Raw genomic sequence first — 18,880 nt, forward strand, 5'->3', positions numbered from 1 at the left:
TTTACGAGAATTACAAGAGGTATTAATAATTTAAGAATTTATTCAAAATTTTATTTTTCCGCATGAGTCGGAGATAGGAGCGTATCTATGAGAAACGGACCAATTGGACAATATCTGGTTGAAAAGAACCTTCTGAGTGAGGCTGATCTTAATGCAGTCCTTGAAAGACAGAAGACTGAAAAGGACAAAAAGTTCGGTGATATCGTAATCGAGATGAAGCTTGTCAGCGATATAGATTTTGCTAAAACGCTGGCAGAAAGAATGAACGTAGAGTTTATAGATCTTGATAATGCTCAGCTGAATGCTGAGGTTGTCAAGCTGATACCCGAGGCAACAGCAAGAAAGTATACTGTTATTGCTGTCAAGAAGATAGGCAGACGTATGATGGTCGCTACCAACGACCCCATGAACTTCTACGTTTTTGAAGATCTGAGAGTTATCACCGGCTGTAATATCACAGCTCAGCTGGCTACAAAGGCCTCGATAAACAGAGCCATCGGTAGGATGTACTCCGAGGGTGCTGCCGCTAAGGTGGCTGAAGAGGCTAAGCAGGAGAAGGAAGAAGAGTCCGTAAGCCTTGATGAGATCGATCTCAGCTCCGACCGTGTTGATAATGCGCCTATCGTTAAGCTGGCAACTGCTATCGTTGAGCAGTCTTTCCGTCAGGGTGCGACAGATATCCACATCGAGCCTTTCAAGGATCACACAAAGATCAGAGTCCGTATCAACAGTGACCTGGTACCTCTTATGGAAGACCTTGACTCAAGACTTCATGTATCACTGGTAACAAGATTCAAGATCCTTTCTGGTATGAACATCGCAGAGAAGCGTATACCTCAGGACGGCCGTATGTCACAGGTCATCGACGGCACTACCGTTGACCTCCGTGTGTCCAACCTGCCAATGGTATACGGCGAGAAGGTCGTTCTCCGTATCCTTGCGGGCGACAGCTCCGTAAGACGTATACAGGATCTGGGTATGACTGACTATAACTACAAGAGATTCGTTTCTTGTCTGAAGGTTCCCCAGGGCGTGGTACTGGTTACAGGACCTACCGGTTCAGGTAAGTCTACCACACTGTACGCAGCCCTTGGTGAGATCGCTAAGCCGAACCTCAATGTTATCACCGTCGAAGACCCTGTCGAGAAGAAGATCGCTAACATAAATCAGTGTCAGATAAATGAGAAGGCAGGCATGACCTTTGCGGCTGCTCTGCGTTCTATCCTTCGTCAGGACCCTGATATCATAATGATCGGTGAGATGCGTGATACCGAGACAGCTGAGATCGGTATCAGAGCCGCTATCACAGGACACCTTGTGCTGTCCACACTTCATACCAACGACGCAGCTTCCACTGTTACAAGACTTGTGGATATGGGCGTTGACGCATACATGGTCGCTACTTCGCTTATCGGCGTTGTTGCACAGCGACTTGCCAAGGTCGTTTGCCCTAACTGCCGTGAGGGTTATATGTCCACAGATGAGGATAATGAACTGATGGGCATCACTGAGTCCGTACCGGTATACAAGCCTGTGGGTTGTTCCAAGTGTACAAGAGGTTACATTGGACGTACCGCTATCCATGAGATACTTCTGGCTACCCCGAAGATGAAAGAGATCATCGCCGCAGGTGCCAAGAGTGAGCAGATACAGGAACTCGCCAAGGAAGAGGGCTGCCGTCTGCTGCGTGATAACGTATCCGAACTTGTTCAGCAGGGCAGAACCACTATGGACGAGCTGGTACGTGTTACCTACGCCGTATAAATTAGTTAAGCTTAGATGGCTGTTGGGGTTTTGTGTCAGACTATACTATGCAGTTCAGGACGATAAACAGTCAGCTATAAATATATTGTTTGGAGGTATAAACAAATGGCAATTGATATTAACAAGATACTGGACGAATCCAGAGCACTGGGCTGCTCGGACTTGCACTTTACCGTTGGTATCCCCCCCATAGTAAGACAGGGTGGTAACCTGAGAAAGCTGTCAAGCTATCCTGATATGACCGAGATCGAAATTCTCAGAGTGTGCGAGGATATGTGTAACGACAGACAGAGACAGCAGATCAAGGATAAGATCGATACTGACTTTACATATGTATCAAGCAGAGGTTTCCGTCACAGAGTTAACGTTTACCATCAGAGAGGTAACACCGCTATCGCTATCCGTCTGCTGAGAAACGATATCCCTACTCTTACCGATCTGGATCTGCCTCCCGTACTGGCTGAATTCGTAATGCGTCCACGTGGCCTTGTGCTTGTAACAGGTCCTACCGGTTCCGGTAAGTCTACAACACTGGCTGCGATGATCGACCACGTTAATATCCATAAGTCTTCACATATCATCACTGTTGAGGATCCTATCGAGTATCTGCACTCCCACAAGAGATGTATGATCAACCAGAGAGAGATCGGACCCGATGTTCCCAGCTTCTCCATGGCGCTGAGAGCTGCTCTCCGTGAGGACCCTGATATCATACTCGTCGGAGAAATGCGTGACTTCGAGACTATCGAAGCTGCCGTAACCGCCGCAGAAACAGGTCACCTGGTTATGTCCACACTTCATACAACTGACGCTGCTTCGACTATCGACCGTATCATCGACGTATTCCCTGCACACCAGCAGCACCAGATCAGAACTCAGCTGGCGTCCGTACTTGTTGGTATCTGTACTCAGACTCTCTGCCGTACATTTGATGGTACAAGCCGTGTAGCTTGCTGTGAGATCCTGAACGCTACTGACTCCATCAAGGCTATGATCCGTGATGATAAGGTTCACCTTATCGGTTCCGCAATGCAGACAGGTAAGGCTGTCGGAATGCAGACTATGGACCAGGAGCTTGCTAAGCTGGTTAGAAACAGAACTATCTCCAAGGAAGTTGCACTTGAAAAGTGCGTAAACGCAAACGACCTGAACAGATACATCAACCAGAACATCTGATAATTTAAGGGCTGTACTTTTGGTACAGCCCTTTTTGAATTCTGACGCTGATATTTGTGCAGATTTTTATGTTGACATAGATTATAAACTGTGTTATAATGTAATCAGTGAAAGATAGTAACTAAAAGTTACTAAGAAAACGAGGAACTGAACTATGATACTTAGAAGACTTTACGAGACAAACGGCTGGAAATATGCGGAATATCAGACGACATGGCCTTATGGCTGGGATTTCATTCTTGATGCTGTACAGGAGATCATAGACATTGACCTGCTGAAAAGTGATGCTGAAGTTCGCTTTGCGGTAAGAGAGGTAGCAGGTGCGCCAATGCAGGAGATAACCGATGAAGTCGAGGAAGCGGAGTACGATCTGCGTGACTGCGAGACTTTGCAGAGTGAATGGGGCGTGCTGATGATAACAGGTGTCAGTCCCATACTCAAAAATATTCAGATACAGGTGGAATTATACAATCAGACAGGTATGCTTCGTATAGGCACGACTTCTGCGGAGATATTCGATGAGAGCGAAAATGCCCTGACAACCTACATTTGCAGTATGGAGATAAAAGCCTACTGCGCCGATACCGAGCGCCGGGTTATTGAAGCCATCCGAAACGGTGAGTATGAGGAAGAAGAATAAATAATTATTTCCTATAAAATTTAAGCCATAGTATTTCTGCATTATTGTCAGAAGTACTATGGCTTTTATTCTGATTTTGTAGGGCTGGTTGGATATTTGTTGTGATGGGTAGTTTGTGAGTTTTCGACCCTCGTTTCTCGGGTCGAGCCGTCAAATACGCTATCGCTGTTTGACGGCGGGCGCGGCAATAATTTTACGCAAATAATTTGAGCGTGGACGTTTGTTTATCCACGCTCTGAATGTATTTATTGCCGCGCCGTTCGCTTTACTATCACAGCATATTTTTACGTTGCTTTTGCACCTTGACCGAGAGGCTCTGCCTCTCGAGCTCTCCGCAAGCCTTTCGCGAAAGGCTTGAGCCAAAGCTCTATTCGCGCACAGCTTTGTTAAGCTTATATGGCTTAGTCAGCGTCAAAGTATCTTGCGCTTACAAATAATTTACTTGCCATGTGCTGACCAGCCGTCAAACAAACTTACGCTCTAAAAAAGCTATAAATAGGCGGAATCGGCCCGCCCGGCCGAGGGCATTGTGAATTAAAACGACAGTTGGTCTGGGTCTTCAAGGTCTTTGGAAAGGCTGCCTGCTACGGGGATAGTCTTACTGCGGTATTTAGCAAGTGTCTCGGCTTCTTCATCGGATACGATGTACGCCTTTTCCACCTTTGCATTTTTGGCTTTGAGGGTCATGACCTGAACGCCCTGTGTGTTTCTGGTGGTTTTGGGCAGAAGCAGTGCGGTATCGAAAAGCAGTGCTCTGCCGTTGGTTGTGCGCAGCATTACCTGAGCATTATCGGTTAGTTTCAGTATCGCCACAAGACCCGATTTATCGCTGTAAGCATTTGCAAGCTTTTTACGGTTGGTCTTGGTGGCATAGGAATCCAGAGGTACTTTCGCAGCCTTGCCGTTCTCAAATACAAACAGCAGATAGCCCGAGTAATCCATGGTCTCCACCATTGTGTGGAAAGTTTCACCGTTATCAAAGCCCAGCACTGCGGGGATATAATCGCCAAGGTCGCTTGCCTTTGTATTGCCGAAACGGCTGGCTCTGGATTTGTAAACGCTCGCCTTGTCCGAGAAGAACAGCAGTTCAGCGCGGTTGGAGGACTCTGTTTCTGACATCATGCGGTCGCCCTCTTTCAGCTTCTGGTCGCTTGCCATACGAAGGGACTGCATGGTACATTTCTTGAAATAGCCGCTTTCGGAGATGAACAGCTTGCAGGGGTAATCCTCGATCTCTTCCTCTTCCTCAACTTCCTCGATGTCGCTCTGATAGAAGAACTGAGTTTTCCTCTCCTGACCGTAGTTCTTGATAACATCTTTCAGCTCGCTGACTATTATATCGCGTATCTTCTTTTCACTGCCGAGGACTTCTTCCAGTTCGGCGATCTCGTTTTCAAGTTTTTCGGTCTCGGAGGTACGCTTGAGGATATACTCGCGGTTCAGATGACGAAGTTTTATCTCAGCTACGTAATCAGCCTGTATCTCGTCGATGCCAAAGCCTATCATCAGGTTGGGAACGACTTCGCTTTCTTCTTCGGTCTCGCGGATTATGCGTATCGCTTTGTCGATATCCAGCAGTATCTTGCCCAGACCTTTCAGCAGGTGGAGCTTGTCCTTCTTCTTTTTAAGGTCGAATTCAACACGCCTGCGGACACAGCTTACGCGGAATTTTGTCCATTCGTCCAAAATTTCGTACACACCCATTACCTTGGGATATCCGTGCACAAGTATATTGAAGTTGCAGGAATAGGTGTCCTGCAGGGGGGTCAGCTTGTATAGCTTCTGCATCAGCTTGTCGGGGTCAACGCCCTTTTTGATGTCGATACCGATCTGCAAGCCGTTCAGGTCTGTTTCATCACGGATATAGGATATTTCCTTGATCTTGCTTGCCTTTACCAGTGCGATTATCTTTTCGATTATCGCTTCGATAGTTGTGGTTGCAGGTATCTCGGTTATCTCAATGCAGCGCTCTTCCTTATTGAAACGGTACTTCGCACGCAGTTTTACGGAACCTCTGCCAGTGCGGTATATCTTATCCAGTTCTTCCTCGTCGTAAAGCAGATATCCGCCGCCGGGGAAGTCGGGACCTTTCAGGGTATCCAGTGCGTTAGCATCGCTGTTTTTGATAAGGGCTATGGCTGTCTCGCAGACCTCTTTGAGGTTGAACGGGCATACCGATGAAGCCATAGATACTCCGATTCCGACATTTGCATTTACCAGTATCGTCGGGAATGTAGCAGGGAAGAGGGTAGGCTCTGTCATGGTGTTATCGTAGTTGGGGACAAAGTCAACGGTCTCCTTGTCGATATCCCTGAAAAGCTCCTCGCATATGGGTTCAAGCTTAGCTTCGGTGTATCGTGAAGCCGCATAAGCCATATCTCTTGAATAGGACTTACCGAAGTTACCCTTTGACTGCACATATGGGTGCAGAAGTGCCTCGTTGCCGCGGGAGAGTCTTACGAGGGTCTCATAAATAGCCGCGTCGCCGTGAGGGTTCAGTTTCATTGTCGCGCCGACGATATTGGCACATTTGGTCAGCTTGCCCTTTATCAGCCCCATGAGGTACATTGTGTACAAAAGCTTTCTGTGAGAAGGCTTGAAACCGTCTATCTCGGGGAAAGCACGGGATACAATAACGCTCATGGCGTAGGGCATATAATTCTTTTCAAGGGTCTGGGTTATCTTCTGTTCAGCGACAAGCCCGGCGCCCTCGATATAAGCATCTATCTTAGGTGCAGCAGCCTTTTTCGGCTCTGCTTTCTTTTTTGCCATTTATAAACTTTCCTTTCGTTAACTTGTATTGGTGACAGAATGACAGCTGATGTAAAGGCTGTTATGTCTGCACAGCGGTGAATGATTTATAAGATTTGAGGTAGTACACTGACTTTACCAGTCTTCATGTTTGTCTGATGGTAAAGTCTGCTTAGCCATAATATCACTTTGTTTTTCCGATTGCCTGAGTGCTGCTATATATAGAACTACAGATATGACGGAGAGTATCAAGCCCATCTTTGCCAAAAGAATGCCGTGGGCTTTTTCCTCTACATTGTCGTCGTTATGACCCGGGATAACATAATTCATTGGATCGTTTGGGTCGTATTTTATAGAGAACGTTTCTCCTGTCTCAATAGATCTGTACGAACTGAATTCGATAATGTATTTAGTACCTGCCATAAAATATGCTGTTATCTCGGACCCACCATCATCATCGGGGCCCTGAACTTTGGTAACAGTGCAGATGGTTTCAGCTGTACATTTCCTGATCTGTTTTTCACGATTATTTGCTCCAAAAGTAGAAATGAATATGCCTGTAAACATGATCAGCAGTGAGATGATCAGAAATACTTTTTGTTTCATAGCACTTCCCCTTCATTAAACTTGTATTGGTAACAGCTCAGTTGTATCACCTTTCAGCGACCGTCTCTCAAAGACGCGATGCTGTCAGGTTCTGTTTTTCAGCGCCTTTATCAGAACAATGATACCTATGCCGATCAATCCGAAACCGCATATGATCAAAGTTTTCGATGAGGTATATAGTTCCGGGATATAGTATACATTGTGGTCATCGGGATCGTACATCACTTTGACAGACTCACCTTCTGTGAGCTGCGTGCTGCTGTTGCTCTCATCAATGATAGTCTTGCCGTCAAGCTCAAACTGAACGGTCGTATGGAAAGACCTGCTTTTCTTATTTTTATTTAGCTCGACAGTCATTACCTTACCGTATACGTACTCGGTACACCTATGTTCAATTTTATGTTGTAATGATGAAAACATAGTTGCCGTTACGATACCGCCTATTATAAACAGTACACAGAATATAATGCGGAAAGTGAACTGGAACTTTTTCACAGCAATACATCTCCTTTTTTATCAGGATATATCTGCCATTTCCAGATACTCAGCACCGTTGTTGGTGATGAATTCCTTACGTCCCGCAAGGTCGTCGCCCAGCAGCATATTGAACATCCACTGTGTCATCTCGATATCGTCGGGGTTGACCTTTATCAGACGGCGTGTCTCGGGATTCATGGTGGTAAGGCTCATCATGTCGGCTTCGTTCTCACCAAGACCCTTCGAGCGCTGTATGGTGAAGCTCTTGTTGCCTATCATTTTGAGTATCTTGTCCTTTTCGGGCTCATCATAGGCGAAGTAGGTCTTGTCCTTGGTGGTTATCTCAAACAGGGGAGATTCCGCGATATACACATAGCCCTTCTCGATGAGGGTGGGTGTAAGGCGGTAAAGCATGGTGAGTATCAGCGTCCTTATCTGGAAACCGTCCACGTCCGCATCGGTACATATGACGATCTTGTTCCATCTGAGGTTATCGAGGTTGAAAGCGGAGAGATCCTTTTTCTTGCCTGTGTTTACTTCAACACCGCAGCCCAGTACCTTTATAAGGTCGGTGATTATCTCGTTCTTGAAAATCTTGTCGTAGTCAGCTTTAAGACAGTTGAGTATCTTACCTCTTACAGGTATAACTGCCTGGAATTCAGCGTCTCTTGCCAGTTTAACGGAACCCAGCGCCGAATCACCCTCCACGATGTAAAGTTCGCGTCTGCTCAGGTCTTTTGAACGGCAGTCAACGAACTTCTGCACCTGATTTGAAAGGTCGATGGTGCCCTGAAGCTTCTTCTTGATATTCAGTCTTGAAGATTCCGCACTTTCACGCGAACGCTTGTTGACCAGTACCTGTTCGGCTATCTTCAGGGCTTCATCGGGGTTCTCGATGAAGTATATCTCAAGGTTGTGCTTTAAGAATTCTGTCATGCACTCCTTGATGAACTTGTTGTTTATAGCTTTCTTGGTCTGGTTTGCATAAGATGTCTGTGTTGAGAATGAGCTTGATACCAGCACCAGACAGTCTGCAACGTCCTGGAAAGTTATGGGCTTTTCATTTTTATTGTACTTATTATTGGACTTTAAATAAGCGTTTATCTGAGAAACGAAAGCGCTCCTTACAGCGTCATCGGGTGAGCCGCCGTGGGAAAGGAAGCTGGAGTTGTGGAAGTATTCCAGCGCCTGCACCTTGTTTGAGAATACAAAGGATACGCCCAGCTTGACGTTGTATTCGGGCTTGTCGGCACGGTCACGTCCGCGTCTGCTGCCCGAGAAGTACTGCACGTTTGTCAGGGTATTTTCGCCTGCTATTTCCTTGACATAGTCCTCTATGCCGTTTTCATAGTAGTAGGTGGTCTCCTCAAATGACATATTCTCACGCTGTATCCTCAGCAGGAAAGTCACGCCCGGGTTTACCACAGCCTGCTTTTTCAGAATATCCTCAAAGTACTCTTTCTCGATGCTTATCTCGGTGAATACGTCGAGGTCAGGCTTCCAGTGGGTGCGGGTACCTGTCTTTTTGCTCTTGCATTCTTCCTTTTTAAGACCGCCGATATTGTCGCCCTTTTCAAAACGAAGTTCATACTTAAAACCGTCGCGGATGACCTCAACGTCCATATATTCGGAAGAGTACTGGGTAGCACAGGCACCGAGACCGTTTGTACCAAGGGAGTACTCGTAGTTATCTCCCGAGTTATTGTTGTACTTGCCGCCTGCGTAAAGCTCGCAGTAAACAAGTTCCCAGTTATAGCGTTTTTCACGCTGGTTGTAATCCACGGGACATCCTCTGCCGAAGTCCTGCACCTCTATGGAATCATCGAAATACTTTGTGACGATTATCTTATCGCCGTGACCCTCGCGGGCTTCGTCTATGGAGTTAGATATAATCTCAAATACCGAATGTTTACAGCCGCCCAGACCATCCGAGCCGAACATTACCGCAGGGCGCAGACGAACTCTGTCCTTGCCTTTCAGCAGTGTAATGTCTTCATTGCCGTAATCCTGCTTTTTGTTAGCCATTTCATAACCTCACATCATATAATATGTTCTCCGCTTTAGCAGAGAACAACTGTTCTGTTTATTTGCAAACATAGTTATTATACCACACTTTACCGCGTTTTGTAAAGAGTGTGTCAAAAAAATTTACGAATTATAGGATCGAGGGAGATTTATTGTACAGATCTTATGCAGATAACGATCGATCCCTTGAAAAAATATATTGGGAATGATTGACAAAAGTTTAAAATCGTGATATTATTCTAAATATACGGCGATGATACGCTGTAATGATAACACTAATATCAATAAGGAGAAATGAGATGATGTTAAAAAAGATCGCTGCGTTTTCGGCAGCGGCAATGATGCTGTTTACAACGGTCACTGCCTCGGCAGAAAACATAAAGCGTAATATCGTCACGGGAGTCCGTCTAAACAAGCCATATCTGAACATCAATATGCAGTCTTCAGGCGGCACGGATATCAGCAATATCAAGTTTGCACTGAAAAATTCAAAGGGTGAAAAGGTTGCGACCTTCACCGGCAAGAACGGCGAGCTTCAGGTACTTGACGGTACAGCTGTTGATCTTACGGGCATACACGATGTTGACAGCTATAAGGAAAAAGCCAGATATGAAAACCGCTTTCTCGAACCGTATTATACCGGTGCTGATTACAAGAGCAACTACCCCTCAGGCAAAATAGAGATCAACGGTATCAAATATTACTGGGAGGGTGACAGAGGTATCGATGTAGGACCCGATGATGAGCTATACCTTACATATAATGACAAGTCAACTTTCAAGATAGTTGATACGATGACTGTTCCAGCCAATAAGATAGTAATTGATGTGGATAAAAGATTCCTGCAAACTGAGAATGAAACCGACAACTGTTATTTTATACCGTCGGAAAGCAGTCAGAAGTGCGGGATAACTAAGGATAACAGATTCATCATGTATGATCATGCCGGTAAGAGAGAAACGATATCCGCGGGCAAAGGAAAATACACAATTGCTTGTTCCGACGTTAGAGGCGCTTCGTACTGTTATGTTTCCGATCACGCAGTAAAGTATTCAAAGGTCAGGATGAAGTTCAATGAAGCGTTCCCCGGTTTAGCGGACAATAATCTTAAAATAACCAGACAGTACGATCAATCTCCTGACGAGTTCTCCGTTACATACGATCTCAGAGGAAAGATGAGCACGGTTCTGGATTCTTCGCTGAGTTATGCTGTAGTTTCAACATTGTGTTACAGCGGATCTGTGTTAACGGCTTTTGTTCCAGATTCAGACGGCTATGTTGAGTTCTGGGTAAGCGATGAAGCTATTGCGGCAGAAATGTCATACTCGTTCAGCTATTTCAAAATGGTTGACGGTTCTGCAAGATTCGGTCTGGATGGCGGTTCCAGTATAGAAGCAGATCTTCCGAAGACCAGAGAAAAGATCAGCGTGCTAATGGAATTCCCTGAGTCAGGATACTGTGTTGCAGCACTCAAGCCAGATAAGTACACCATAGTTATGGAGGACAAGATCGACGTAAGGGATTATGATATCTCGGGAAACAGCTTCACAGTCACCGACACCAGGAAGATGCAGACCGCGAATGTCAAGGTGAAAAAAAAGTCGCTGATCCTTGGTGACTGTGACCGCAACGGTATCATAAATGTTAACGATATAATAGTTTTAGCTGCTCATGTCAGGGGTGTCAGAATACTTAAGGGCAGAAGCATTGTAGCTGCTGATGTGAATGGATCCAACAGCATCAATGTAGCTGATATTACAGCTGTAGCAGCCCATGTTAAGGGCAAAAGGCTGATACCCTACAAGGAAGTATGATAAATACATTATTATAGTATACTTTAAAAAGGAGATGTTAATTATGATTTCAAAGAAGATCAGAGTTCTTTCGGCAGTTATGGCGGTCGCTGTGATGTGCGCAATACCTGCAGGTGCACAAACACATATCGATGATCTGCCGGCGGATTCAGCAACGGAGATAAGGCAGAACAAGCCTTACATGAATATCGGCGTCAAGGCGGGAGAAGATGTTGATATCTCGAACATGAAGTTTGCCATAAAGGACAGTTCAGGCAAAAAAGTTGCGGAATTCACAGGTGCTGAGGGCAATCTGAAAATTTTGGATGATACTTTATACGATTTTTCAGATATCCATTCTCAGGCTGATATGAAAAACTACAGCAAGAGGAGCAGCATACCATATGATGAATTCATTCCCGATAAGCTGAAAGGCTTGCGTCCGGGAGGTGGGCTGATGAACGGCAGGAGTACCAAGTACAGCAGTTACAGCGATCATAAATACTATATCAGACTGGACGATGAATGCTACTATTATTATAATGACATAAATAAAATGACGGTCGTTGATACCATGACTGTACCTGCAAATACTGTCTTTGTTGATATCGATAGTAAATTCCCCGATTTGAAAAATACCTCCAGCTATGTCAAACTGGAACCCTACGAAGATAGTCAGAACTGCGACTTAAAAGGCAATTACTTTATGTATCAGCACGCCGGTGAGAAAAAATCCTTTAATGCGGATACCGGAAAGTATAAAATATATTGCAGCGGTGGTTATGTAGGTGATTACTGTGAGGTATATAATAAACCTGTTACTTACAGCAAGGTAAGAATGAAGTTCAATGACGCTTTCCCGGGGCTTGCTGATGAAAATCTGAAAATAACCAAAGAAACTTCAAGTTTTAATGAAAATCACACCCTGGTATTTGACCTCCGCGGCGATCAAAGCAAACTTACGTTTTCGGCTGTCTATCACAGCGGTTCTGTGATAACCACACCTATCCCCGATAAGGATGGTTATGTTGAGTTCTGGATCTCCAATGAAGCTCCATCAGCTGAAATGGATTACGATTATGACTGGATATATACTCTGGACACAGGTTCACCTGTATTCGGCGGAGGCGGCGGCTCTGTAAGAACTGCTAATCTGCCTAAGAGCATCGAAGACCTGAATTTCGTATTTGAGTATCCCGAGAAAGGATACTGTCTGTATAATGTAAAGCCTGAGACCTACACTCTTTATATCGACAACAAGGGCGACAGCAGGGATTACACGCTGAGCCGCAGCAAGCTGAATGTTACTGATACAAAGGATATGCAGAAATTCAACGTGACGATCAACAAAAAACCTTTGCTGCTGGGTGACTGCAACCGCGACGGTGTTATCGATGTTACCGATGTCGTTATGATCGCGGCACACATCAAGGGCAGAAGGTTCCTTGACGGAAGAGGACCTTTGACTGCTGACGTTAACGAATCAGGCATAATAGATATCAATGATATCATTACCATAGCGGCACACGTTAAAGGCAGGAAGCCTATCCCTTCAAAGTATATATGATGGGAGAGGACAGCTGATACAGCCGTAGCGATCTGAATATGTTTTCAAAGCGGGACTGACCAAATATTGGCAGTCTCGTTTTCTGTGTATAGGTTTCATAAAATAGGGCAAAAAAGCAATAATTGGTCAATGTGAACGAGATATTGCTATTTTATCGATTTTTAATAATTGGCACGCTTTTACAAAAAGTCCGAAAACATGGGGATTTTCAATTATTCGTTAAAATTATTACGAAATTATTTCGTATCGTTTATTGCTTATTTGTATGGTCGAAATTTTTACATTTAACATTTTTAGGATACAAGTTGTACCGAAAAGCCCCTAATTTCAACAGGTTTGGAGCGATTTTTTTTATGCTGTTTGGCAATTAATCGCAATAATTAACAAATGTAGTCGTTTAATCAGCAAAAAATGCCTTGTAAATTTTCGCAAATTTGGTAAAATTTTTAATAGAGACGGTCAAAAATTGCGAAAACACTATTGCACTTCGATTATGACAAAGATCAGTCAGCGGTAGTGAGAAATCCAGCATCGCATGATCTGCCGGGTGTCATTACAGATGTGCATTGGGCCCATGTTTTTGCATCTCGGGGGAGGTTCCCGATGGAATGTGGTTGGACCGTCCGAACACCCAAACTTAAACTGAAAGAGAGGTAATTGGTTTATGAAGAAATCCGTTTCAAAACGCATTGCTAGCGCTTTTGTTGCCGGAGTGCTGATGGTTTCACCTATTATATCATCAGTTACTGCATCTGCAGCCAAGACGCTCACTACGAGCCCTTCACACACACAGGAAGTTGGCTGGTACAACGACTACCACCACGAGATCTGGCAGGCAGATACTCCTAACTCTTCTACTATGACACTGCACGATAATGACGGCGGTTTCAGCACACAGTGGAAGTGTGGTCCTAACAATTCGAGAGGTAACTTCCTCGCTCGTCGTGGTCTGTACTGGGGTCTGAATAACCCTAAGACTTATAAGGATTATAAGCCTTTCTACTGTGACTACGACTGCAGCTGGTATGCAGGTTCATCCGGTAACTCCAGAATCTGTATCTACGGCTGGGCACAGAATCCTCTGGTAGAGTACTACATCATTGAAGACTGGAAGAACTGGTCTCCTGCACAGGATGGTTCTGCACAGTACAAGGGTACCGCAAATATTGACGGAAGCCAGTACAAGATATATACCTGTGCAAGAAATTCCTACACCATCGAGGGCAACAAGAATTTCACACAGTACATCAGCATCCGTCAGAACCTGAGAACAAAGGGTACCATCAGCGTTTCCGAGCACTTCAAGGCTTGGGAGTCCATGGGCATGAAGATGGGTAACCTGTACGAGGTTGCTTTCAACGTTGAAGGTTGGGAGTCCGATGGTCAGGCTAACGTTACTCTGAATATGTATGAGGGCGACAGTGGCTACACACCCGACCCCGTTGAGGAGGAATCCGAGATTGAAGGTACACTGTACTCCGCTACTTTCGAGAAAGGCACCAATTACTGGAGCGGCAGAGGTTCTGCAAGTGTAGCATCATCTTCTTCCAAGGCTTATGAGGGCAGCAAGTCCCTGTATGTAAGCGGCAGAACTGATAACTGGAACGGCGGTGAGGTAGAGATCAACACTTCTACTTTCAAGCCCGGCAGCACCTACAGCTTCAGCGCTATGGTAAATCCTACCGAGAGCACAACTGTTCAGCTGTCTATGCAGTATGATCAGAACGGTTCCACAAATTACACTCAGATAGCTGAGGGTTCCTGCACAGCAGGCAAGTGGTCCAAGCTGGAGAACACAAGCTTCACAATTCCTTCGGGCGCATCCAATGTTAAGATGTATGTTGAAGCTCCCGACAGCCTGTGCGACATCTATGTTGACAGAGCTATAATCGCTAACAAGGGCTATGTTGCTTCCGGCAGCTCCGCTACCGGTACAGGTTCCACCGGCGGCAGCAGCGCAACCACTCCTTCCAACGTAAAGATGGAATACAACAACCAGTACAAGCAGATGAGATTCACTTGGGACGCTGTAAAGGGCGCTGACAAGTACGGCATCGCAGTTTATCTGGCAGGCAAGTGGAGAGTTCAGGATTCCAACATTTCCGGTACTTCTTACACTACACCCAAGGGTCTTACTCCTAACATGAGCTACAGAGTAGCAATTGCTGCAAGAGTAAACGGTAAGTGGGATACTGCAGGCGCTCTGGACAGCTACGTAGTAGTTACTACCAGATCCTACAACAACATTCAGTACCGCACCCCTATATACACTAACAACGGCGGTAACGAAGGAAATAACGGCGGTAACAACGGCGGCAATAACGGCGGAAACAACGGTGGAAACAATGGTGGTAACAACGGTGGCAACAACGGTGGCAACAACGGTTACTACGTTGACCCCAGCAAGCCTATGGTAGCTATCTCTTTCGATGACGGTACTGCACAGGGTTATTCCGGTCAGAAGATCATCGACGCTCTCTATAAGAACGGCTTCCGCGCAACATTCTTCTATGTTGGCAACTGGATCGGCAAGCCCGATCAGGTTCGCGATGCTTACAGCAAGGGCATGGAGATCGCAAACCACACCACTTCTCACCCCAATCTGACTGAGATACAGTCTTACCAGATCCGTTCTGAGTATGACAACTGCGCAAGCAAGCTGAAGAGCATCATCGGCGCAGAGCCTTCTAAGCTGATGAGACTGCCTTACCTGGCTTCCAACTGGCAGGTACAGCAGACTCTGAACGATGTTCCCCTGATCACCTGCGCTATCGATACTCAGGACTGGAACGGCGCATCTGCATACCAGATCGAGAACACTATCAAGAATGCAGCTAACAACGGTTCTCTGGACGGCGCTATTGTTCTTTGTCACGAGACTTATGACAATACAGCAACTGCTATGGAGAACGTTCTTCCCTGGCTGAAGTCTAAGGGCTATCAGGTAGTTACAATCTCTGATATGTTCAAGGCTAAGGGCAAGTCCCTCAACGGTGGTCAGGTTTACACAAGAGCAAGCTGATAATTTCATTTAAAAGACCATATTAAAAAGTTCGGAGGAGATCTCATTTGAGGTCTCCTTCGATCTTTTTGTTAAAATATATGTCAATTACTGAAATTTCTGTGAAAATGATTGACGTAGTGTATAAAGTGTGATATAATATAAAAAATTACTTATATGGCCGTGGCATATATTTTTTACGGTTATGAGATATCAAAAAACAAAAACGGAGACATATATACCGTATCACGAGGTCGGTATCGGCTGAGGTGAGAGGTATATCGGAAATATGCGCTGTGCGCACTGTTGATGTTCACGTAAGGAGGAACAAGCCAATGAGTGGAAACAATACTCTGAAAAAAGCAACTGCAGGACTTCTGGCATTTGTGCTTGCGGCAGGAATGATGCCTGTCAGCGCAGAAACTATTTCAAAAGATGGAACAGCTGTTGTTGCTGTTACCGCTGAGAAAGAGAAAGAAGAAAAAGAGATCTGGAGCGGTAAAGGAAAGGGCACTAAGGCTGATCCTTTTCAGATCGCATCTGCTGAGGAATGGAAACAGCTTGCTGAAAAGGTAAATGAAGGCGAAAGCTTCAGCGGCAAGTATTTCAAGCTTACAAAGGATATAACAGTTACCGAGATGATCGGCAAGAACGAGCATCCCACAGAGACCGTGAGCCGTCCTTTCTCAGGTATATTTGACGGCAACGGTCATACAATGACTTTAAAGATAGATGAGTCCAAAAAGGACGCAGATAAGATGACTCACTGCGCTGCACCTTTCTGCGGCGTTAAGGACGCTGTTATCAAGAATCTGACAGTAGACGGTTCTGTTAAGAGCGGTATACATTCTGCAGGCGTTGTTGGCGCTGTGCTGGGCACTCTGGAGATGGAGAATGTACTGGTTACTGCTGATATAAGTGGCGGAACCCATAACGGTGGTCTTGTGGGTCACAGCTATGGAACATCTGTAAAGCTCACAAACTGCGCTTTCAGCGGTACTGTAAGCGCTACCGACGTTGCCTGCGCACTTGTAGGCTGGTGCGGTCCTAATGCTGACATAACTGTAAATAACTGCCTGATAGACGGTAAGTGTACTGATGCAGCTATCATTAACCCTATTTCCGATGGTATGGGCGGCAAGGTAACTATAAAGGATACTTATTCAACTGTTGAAGCTGTTGGTTCAAACGCACTTTCTTTCACAGGTGAAGTAAAGGCAATTTCCGATTTCACTGCTCCTGTTGCTGTTGAAGAGGAACTGGTATATGACGAAGAAGAGCATGAGCTTGTTAAAGCAGGTTCTGTAAAGGGTGCTAAGTTGGTCTACAGCCTTTCGGCTAACGGCACTTACACCGAGGAAACACCTAAGGTAACTGATGCAGGCGAATATAATGTATGGTATAAGCTGGATGGCATGGGCAACTGCACAGCCAAGGCTGTGAAAGTTACTGTTGGAAAAGCAGATATCGAACCCTCTGTATACGTAGCTAACTGGGCTATCGGCGATGAACCCTCAGTTCCTGTTGTTGAAGGCAACAAGGGCGATGGCGAAGTTACTTTCGAGTACAAGCCGATTGATTCTGATGACAAGACCTATACCGATAAAGTTCCTGCTGAGGTCGGTAAATACGTTGTAAAGGCAACAATACCCGAGACCGAGAATTATTTCGGTGGTGAGGCTTATTGCTTCTTTGATGTTGAAATAAAGTACACCTGGCATGAAGCAGCTGATGCTTCATGCGATAAGGATGGCAATAGCGGTTATTTTGAAGGTTCTGACGGAAAATTCTACATTTTTGCAGACGGTGCATATCAGGAGATCGAGAAGGATTCCTGGAAGATACCCGCAACAGGTCACACCTATGGCGAGCCTGAGTGGAAGTGGGCAGAGGATCACAGGTCGGCTGTGGCTTCATTTAAATGCGAAGACTGTGACCACGTTGAGAATATAAAGGCTGTCGTAACTTCTAAGATAATGGACGCTACCTGTACCAAGGACGGCGAGGGTTATTATACTGCAACTGTAACCTTTGGCGGTGAGGTATACACAGAAACAAAGGAAATAGTTCTTCACGCAACCGGTCATTCTTATACCAAGACCGAGTGGATATGGAAAAAGAATGCAAGCGGTGCAACTGTAAATGTCATCTGCGATAAGTGCGGTGATACTCTTACAGCCGAAGCTGAGATCTCAGTGAAGATCATCAATCCTACATACAACACCGAGGGCAAGAAGATATATACTGCAACAGCGACCATCGAGGGCGTTGAGTATACCGATGTCAGAACGATAAAGATCGACAAGCTGTCTACTGCTACTAAGCTTTCTTACGAAGCAGGCAATGGTTCTGCAGTGCTTTCATGGACACCTGTAGCCGATGCCGAGAAATATGCTGTATGTGCTTATATCAGCGGTGTATGGCGCAAGTTCGAGGAAGTAGACGGTACATCTTACGAGATAAAGGGTCTGAACCCCGGAACAGTTTATAAGGTAGCTGTTATCGCTTATGCAAACGGCAGCTGGAGCACCGATACCTCCAATGCAATTGGTGTTGGCTGCAAGTCGAAGTTCCCGGGTGTGGATGTTGAAGTATCCCACAAGAGATTCAAGCTCACCTGGACACCTGTTGAAAATGCAGAAAGATACGCTATCGCTATCTATAAGAACGGTGAATGGGTCGTAGTTGCAAGAGAAGACGCTGACGTTACAAGCGTTATCTCGCCTGAATTTGAGCCAGGCACCTACAAGATGGTTGTTTGTGCAAGAATAAACGGCGAGTGGGATCTGAGAAAGTTTGAATCCAGAACTTTCGAGGTTACCATCAGAGAATAACAGATCATTGATATGAATATCACAGGACAAAGAGGCTGTTCTCTTTGTCCTGTTTTTGTTTTGGTAAAATTGCACGTTTATTTCTTTGAGATTATGTAAGGTATCGATTTTTTAGTAAGTATATGCGGCGGAAAAACTTGTCTGTATCTGCGAAATTTGTATGTTTTTCGGAATAATCTGCACTGATATGATAAGATAAAATGTGTATACGTTAAATGATTTTGTTTCATGTAATCGTTTAATTAA

The 18,880-nt window shown here is 45.3% G+C and carries 11 protein-coding genes; 7 read left to right on the forward strand and 4 right to left on the reverse strand.

Annotation, left to right across the window (positions count from 1 at the left end):
* The first annotated feature begins 87 nt into the window (after positions 1-87).
* From N773_RS0100955 to N773_RS0100965, 3 genes are all read left to right on the forward strand, one after another.
* Positions 88-1,764, forward strand: coding sequence for a GspE/PulE family protein (locus tag N773_RS0100955; protein ID WP_024856013.1), 1,677 nt, complete (start codon positions 88-90; stop codon positions 1,762-1,764).
* Between the two features lie 105 nt (positions 1,765-1,869).
* Entirely contained in the window at positions 1,870-2,940 is a 1,071-nt protein-coding gene (locus tag N773_RS0100960) for a type IV pilus twitching motility protein PilT (RefSeq protein ID WP_013499005.1), read from the forward strand.
* 154 nt (positions 2,941-3,094) lie between these two features.
* A complete protein-coding gene (locus N773_RS0100965; RefSeq protein WP_024856014.1) occupies positions 3,095-3,580 on the forward strand; it encodes a hypothetical protein in 486 nt (161 codons plus the stop codon).
* A 534-nt stretch (positions 3,581-4,114) separates the two neighbouring features.
* Here N773_RS0100965 and N773_RS0100970 read toward each other — a convergent pair.
* The 4 genes from N773_RS0100970 to N773_RS0100985 all read right to left on the reverse strand — a co-directional run bounded on the left by N773_RS0100970 (position 4,115) and on the right by N773_RS0100985 (position 9,439).
* Positions 4,115-6,352: a DNA gyrase/topoisomerase IV subunit A gene (locus tag N773_RS0100970; protein WP_024856015.1), complete on the reverse strand. Its 2,238-nt coding sequence runs from the start codon at positions 6,350-6,352 to the stop codon at positions 4,115-4,117.
* Between the two features lie 114 nt (positions 6,353-6,466).
* A complete protein-coding gene (locus N773_RS0100975) occupies positions 6,467-6,937 on the reverse strand; it encodes a hypothetical protein (RefSeq protein WP_024856016.1) in 471 nt (156 codons plus the stop codon).
* 84 nt (positions 6,938-7,021) lie between these two features.
* Positions 7,022-7,432 carry a DUF3592 domain-containing protein gene (locus N773_RS0100980; protein WP_024856017.1) on the reverse strand — a complete coding sequence of 137 codons (411 nt, stop codon included), beginning with the start codon at positions 7,430-7,432 and terminating at the stop codon, positions 7,022-7,024.
* 21 nt (positions 7,433-7,453) lie between these two features.
* Positions 7,454-9,439 (reverse strand): DNA gyrase/topoisomerase IV subunit B, encoded by a 1,986-nt coding sequence (locus N773_RS0100985; RefSeq protein ID WP_024856018.1) that lies wholly within the window; start codon positions 9,437-9,439, stop codon positions 7,454-7,456.
* A gap of 299 nt (positions 9,440-9,738) precedes the next feature.
* Here N773_RS0100985 and N773_RS0100990 point away from each other — a divergent pair, with 299 nt between their 5' ends.
* The 4 genes from N773_RS0100990 to N773_RS0101005 all read left to right on the forward strand — a co-directional run bounded on the left by N773_RS0100990 (position 9,739) and on the right by N773_RS0101005 (position 18,634).
* Positions 9,739-11,253, forward strand: a complete 1,515-nt coding sequence (locus N773_RS0100990; protein ID WP_024856019.1) for a dockerin type I repeat-containing protein — start codon at positions 9,739-9,741, stop codon at positions 11,251-11,253.
* A 43-nt stretch (positions 11,254-11,296) separates the two neighbouring features.
* Positions 11,297-12,799 carry a dockerin type I repeat-containing protein gene (locus N773_RS0100995; protein ID WP_024856020.1) on the forward strand — a complete coding sequence of 501 codons (1,503 nt, stop codon included), beginning with the start codon at positions 11,297-11,299 and terminating at the stop codon, positions 12,797-12,799.
* 664 nt (positions 12,800-13,463) lie between these two features.
* A complete protein-coding gene (locus N773_RS20945; RefSeq protein ID WP_024856021.1) occupies positions 13,464-15,821 on the forward strand; it encodes a glycoside hydrolase family 11 protein in 2,358 nt (785 codons plus the stop codon).
* Between the two features lie 314 nt (positions 15,822-16,135).
* Positions 16,136-18,634, forward strand: a complete 2,499-nt coding sequence (locus N773_RS0101005; protein WP_024856022.1) for a fibronectin type III domain-containing protein — start codon at positions 16,136-16,138, stop codon at positions 18,632-18,634.
* Positions 18,635-18,880 lie beyond the last annotated feature (246 nt).

Source organism: Ruminococcus albus AD2013, from assembly GCF_000526775.1.
GTDB classification, from domain to species: Bacteria; Bacillota; Clostridia; order Oscillospirales; family Ruminococcaceae; genus Hominimerdicola; species Hominimerdicola alba_A.